This is a genomic window from Moraxella sp. CTOTU48717, assembly GCF_032057165.1.
In the GTDB taxonomy this organism is placed as follows: Bacteria; Pseudomonadota; Gammaproteobacteria; order Pseudomonadales; family Moraxellaceae; genus Faucicola; species Faucicola tetraodonis.
The window spans coordinates 32,455-36,230 of the sequence record NZ_DAMBBC010000022.1 but is presented as its reverse complement, the minus strand read 5'-3'; the positions used below and the strand labels follow the sequence as shown (position 1 = coordinate 36,230).

The 3,776-nt window shown below is 33.0% G+C and carries 6 protein-coding genes; 2 read left to right on the top strand and 4 right to left on the bottom strand.

Annotation, left to right across the window (positions count from 1 at the left end):
* Positions 1–326: 326 nt before the first annotated feature.
* Complete coding sequence (locus RT084_RS11055) at positions 327–449, top strand: recombinase family protein (protein ID WP_313100053.1); 123 nt, start codon at positions 327–329, stop codon at positions 447–449.
* A 216-nt stretch (positions 450–665) separates the two neighbouring features.
* On the opposite strand, the gene RT084_RS11050 is transcribed toward RT084_RS11055, so the two are convergent.
* From RT084_RS11050 to RT084_RS11040, 3 genes are all read right to left on the bottom strand, one after another.
* Positions 666–1,034, bottom strand: coding sequence for a hypothetical protein (locus RT084_RS11050; RefSeq protein ID WP_313100051.1), 369 nt, complete (start codon positions 1,032–1,034; stop codon positions 666–668).
* Positions 1,035–1,652 carry an AAA family ATPase gene (locus RT084_RS11045; protein WP_036596842.1) on the bottom strand — a complete coding sequence of 206 codons (618 nt, stop codon included), beginning with the start codon at positions 1,650–1,652 and terminating at the stop codon, positions 1,035–1,037. It lies immediately after the preceding gene.
* Between the two features lie 150 nt (positions 1,653–1,802).
* On the bottom strand, positions 1,803–2,081 hold the full coding sequence (locus RT084_RS11040) for a hypothetical protein (RefSeq protein WP_313100048.1): 279 nt from the start codon (positions 2,079–2,081) through the stop codon (positions 1,803–1,805).
* 207 nt (positions 2,082–2,288) lie between these two features.
* Here RT084_RS11040 and RT084_RS11035 point away from each other — a divergent pair, with 207 nt between their 5' ends.
* Positions 2,289–2,492 (top strand): helix-turn-helix domain-containing protein, encoded by a 204-nt coding sequence (locus RT084_RS11035; protein WP_100271396.1) that lies wholly within the window; start codon positions 2,289–2,291, stop codon positions 2,490–2,492.
* A 92-nt stretch (positions 2,493–2,584) separates the two neighbouring features.
* Here the strand turns inward: RT084_RS11035 and repM are convergent, their stop codons facing one another.
* Positions 2,585–3,688, bottom strand: a complete 1,104-nt coding sequence (repM, locus tag RT084_RS11030) for a replication initiation protein RepM (protein WP_313100045.1) — start codon at positions 3,686–3,688, stop codon at positions 2,585–2,587.
* Positions 3,689–3,776 lie beyond the last annotated feature (88 nt).

Below are 3,776 nucleotides of genomic sequence, written 5' to 3'. Positions count from 1 at the left end.
ATTAAACTCATGGTAAAATTCTCACGATAAAAGATAATTACCCCATCTTATCATATTTAGATTTATTTGGCTTTATCGTGAAATAAACCTAATAAAAAAGCGCCTAATTGGCGCTGATTTACAAAATCACGAAAAACAATTGTTTTTCGTGGGATTGTTACGTAAGTAATAGACGCTTTGTTGTAACAAAATTCGACAAAATTCCTTAGCGTGCTATATGATCCGAATTCTGTGCCAACCCCTAATATCGTCACCCAATTGCGAGAGATGGATTGTGAGTTGGTGTCGATTAAAGAAAGTTTGATACCAGTACGACTTCTGGTAAATTGACCTTTTATTTATTTGCTTCCTTAGCAGAATTTGAAAGGGAGCTGATCCGAGAGCGTACCCAAGCAGGATTATTGTCTGCTCGATCAAGGGGCGAATGGATGGATGACCTGAGAAATTAAAAGAGTCAGAGAAACAGATGATTCGCCAGTTGATGAGCGACCGCCAAAATTCAACAACGAATATTGCTAAGCAATTTGGGGTGAATTGGGTAACGGTTTATAAGGTGGTGCAAGATGCCAAAAAAGGGAAATAAAAAATAAAACATTTATTAAACACGTATTTTAAATATAAAATACCTGTATTTTTATCTCAATACAAGATTATTTTATATGTTTTTATTTTACGACATTCCTTTTTACCGCATTGAGTTTTTCATATTCATTTTGTCCCAAGATTTCTTGGCAACGATTTAACAGGGCTTGACGAATAAAGTTACTAACAGAAACCTCATGCTGTTCAGATAATTTACCGACCGTTGCTTCGATAATCTCCAATTCTTCAACATACAATGGCACAGAGATATTACGCCCATGTCTGGTGCGAGAGCGTTGTTTGGGCGTAAGGCTATTTGGCTCAATAACTACTTCATTTTTATTGCGAGTTATAACCTTCTCGACTGCCTTTATGGTGTCTTGCGTATCAGAATTAACATCTTGTACAAAATCTACTTGCTCACGGGCTCGTTTAAATCGATTTTCGCTCATTTATAGCACCTCTATCAAAAACTCATTTAATTCATCTTTTGCTTTACTACTTCCCATTTCTGATACCGAGCGACTTTCAATAATTGCATCTCTAAACTGCTTACGATCATGAATGACTGTTTTAACAAGTTTAAAAATAGGATAATCTGCTAGATATTCCTTGGCTTGAGCAACTTCATTGTTCTTGGGGTTAGCTGAAGCCTTATTAATAACAACTGAAGCTTTGAGTAATGGATTTTTTTCCTGAGCCTCTTTAATTTTATCAGCAATGTAAGGAATGACTTCCAAGTCCAATAAACTTGCTTGGGTTGGTACGATAATTTTATCTGATACCAATAGTGCTTCTCGAAAAATCTCTGAATCTCGACCCGCAACATCAATCAAAATAAAATCATACTTCTCATTTAAAGGTTCAAGTGTATCGAGTAAGTTTTCATGAATCGTAATAGCATCTAGTTTGTTTTGTCGATGCTCATTCCATTGATGCGCTGAACGTTGTTCATCAGCATCCACCAATAACATTTTCCCTTTGTTACTTAAAGCGACTGCTAAATTGGTGGCTAAAGTTGTTTTCCCAACACCGCCCTTACGATTGGCGATAGTAAAAATTACTGCCATTTTTTAATCTCCTATTTTTAAGGTATTTTACATCAAGAAAAAGATTATAGTAAGTGAATAATTAGCCAAATATAAATATTTTATAAAATAAAAATACCTGTATTTAAAGATTAAAATACAGGTATTATAAATTTTAAAATGAACTTTGATTTATGTCCCTTCAGGTATTAATTCAAAAAGTTGGCGCTTCAACTCGTCAAAATCTAGCGAATCATTACCAAAACCCTTATTCATCTGTCTTTGTACCCAAGCTCGAATAGCGGTAAAATTATCGAAATTGCTATCAACTTCTAAAAAGTTTGCAAGACCAAAGCCATTTTGCACTTCTAACTCTCTGATTAATCGGTTAGATAAGCGATTAGCTTGTTGGCTGATTTGTTTTTGGGCTTTTAACATTTTGTTTAAATTTTTTGCATTGACACCTAGCATGAAAAACTCCTTATGATTTAATTCATGGTTGAAAGAATATTCAAAGTTGCGACTGTCCTGCCACAAAATATGTTAAAATAATGCCAATTCATTACCTATATATAAAAATATAATTTCTATTTAAAGTAAAATATTTTCTATATGTAGGACATACTACCTGAATTATTTTCTACTTGCAATAAATTTTTATTTACATATAGGAATTTTATGATAAAACTTAACTTACCCGTATTATTTGCTCAAAAAGGAATGCGAGTGAGCGATGCAGAAAAACGAACTGATTTGGCTCGCTCAACTCTATATCGACTTTATAACAATGAAGCCACTCGCATTGATTTTGATTCCATTGAAAAGCTATGTAAGCTACTTGATTGCACGCCAAACGATCTGTTCATCATCTCAGACGATTAATAAAAACATTTATTTTAATTTTAAAAAACATTATTAGTAGCACTAAAATAAACTAAAAATACACGTACTGTAAGTTTATTAAAAATTTATTGTTATGTTACTTTTCGTTCAAGTAACTCCTGAATTTTCTGAAAGTCATTCACTTTTTCAGGGTCTTTTAGCATAGGTCTCCAACTATCGATAAGTTCTTTGTAGCCACCTCGAAAACTCGGAGACATAAATTTGCTATTGGCACTGGTAAATTCTTCAGCGTAAATGGCAATTTTATTGATTTGACTATCAGTCAAACCTTTTACTACCCAGCTAGGATGATTTTTTTTACTGGACTGCTCTGATACACAATGGTTTACCGTTTTTATGTTTATATCATTGGCTAATTGACGTTCTTTTAGCCCTACAGAAAATTTAAACCCTATAACAGTCCGCCCTTTCTTTTGTTGTTGAAAATCTACTAACAAATCTGTCTTATCATTAATTTCCTTGATAGAAGGCATTAGAACACGCTTTTTAAAGTCTGCCAAAATTTTATATTCGCTATCTTCAACCCCCATTTGACTACGGAAAGTTTGTACTTCAAATAATTTAGTTTTACCAGCTACTTTCCACTGAACAAGTAATTCATATAATCGTACAGAGTAAACACTTTTTAATTGTGCAGTCTGTTCAAGATAATATTGTGTAAAAAAATCCTCAAAGCCATCAATGCGAGTAATTGCTTCTACAACCGCCTTTGTAAAACAAATATTTATAGCTCCTTGGCTACCTAAATACTCAATCTGCTGAATCCAACGGCTTTTTACAATATTACCTTCCTTATTAATAAAACTAAATCTGCGATTAAAAAGTGTCTCTTCCGCTTGTTTCATTAAAATATAACCATTCTGCAAGGTCGTATTAAATATTTCAGAATAACGCTTACCATCAATTCTTAATGGTTTATCTGTGTGTAATCCTGTCCCTGTCTCTCTGGCATCGACGATGCCAAGCTGAATAATTCTAAGTTCTGGCAAGCTTAATGTTTGCAAGGCTTCATTCAAACGATTTGATTTAACGACAAGATTTTGATTAGATTTAGGCGATACTTTTTGCTTATTCTTGAGTGAAAGGTCTAATTCGTTTTGTTTGGAAATATTTTGATTATTTTTTGGATTAGACATTTTAATTTCATCATTACTTATAATTTGAATTGTCAACATATCAAAAGTTCAATATATAGTCAAATATATTTTTGTCCACATATATGTAAATGAGTGTCCACATATATGTAAATGAGTGTCCACATAT

Bases quoted from the DNA above. Each gene is read 5' to 3' on its own strand.
- RT084_RS11050 (WP_313100051.1), bottom strand. From the start codon at position 1,034: ATGAGCGAAAATCGATTTAAACGAGCCCGTGAGCAAGTAGATTTTGTA.
- RT084_RS11045 (WP_036596842.1), bottom strand. From the start codon at position 1,652: ATGGCAGTAATTTTTACTATCGCCAATCGTAAGGGCGGTGTTGGGAAA.
- RT084_RS11040 (WP_313100048.1), bottom strand. From the start codon at position 2,081: ATGCTAGGTGTCAATGCAAAAAATTTAAACAAAATGTTAAAAGCCCAA.
- RT084_RS11035 (WP_100271396.1), top strand. From the start codon at position 2,289: ATGATAAAACTTAACTTACCCGTATTATTTGCTCAAAAAGGAATGCGA.
- repM (WP_313100045.1), bottom strand. From the start codon at position 3,688: ATGTTGACAATTCAAATTATAAGTAATGATGAAATTAAAATGTCTAAT.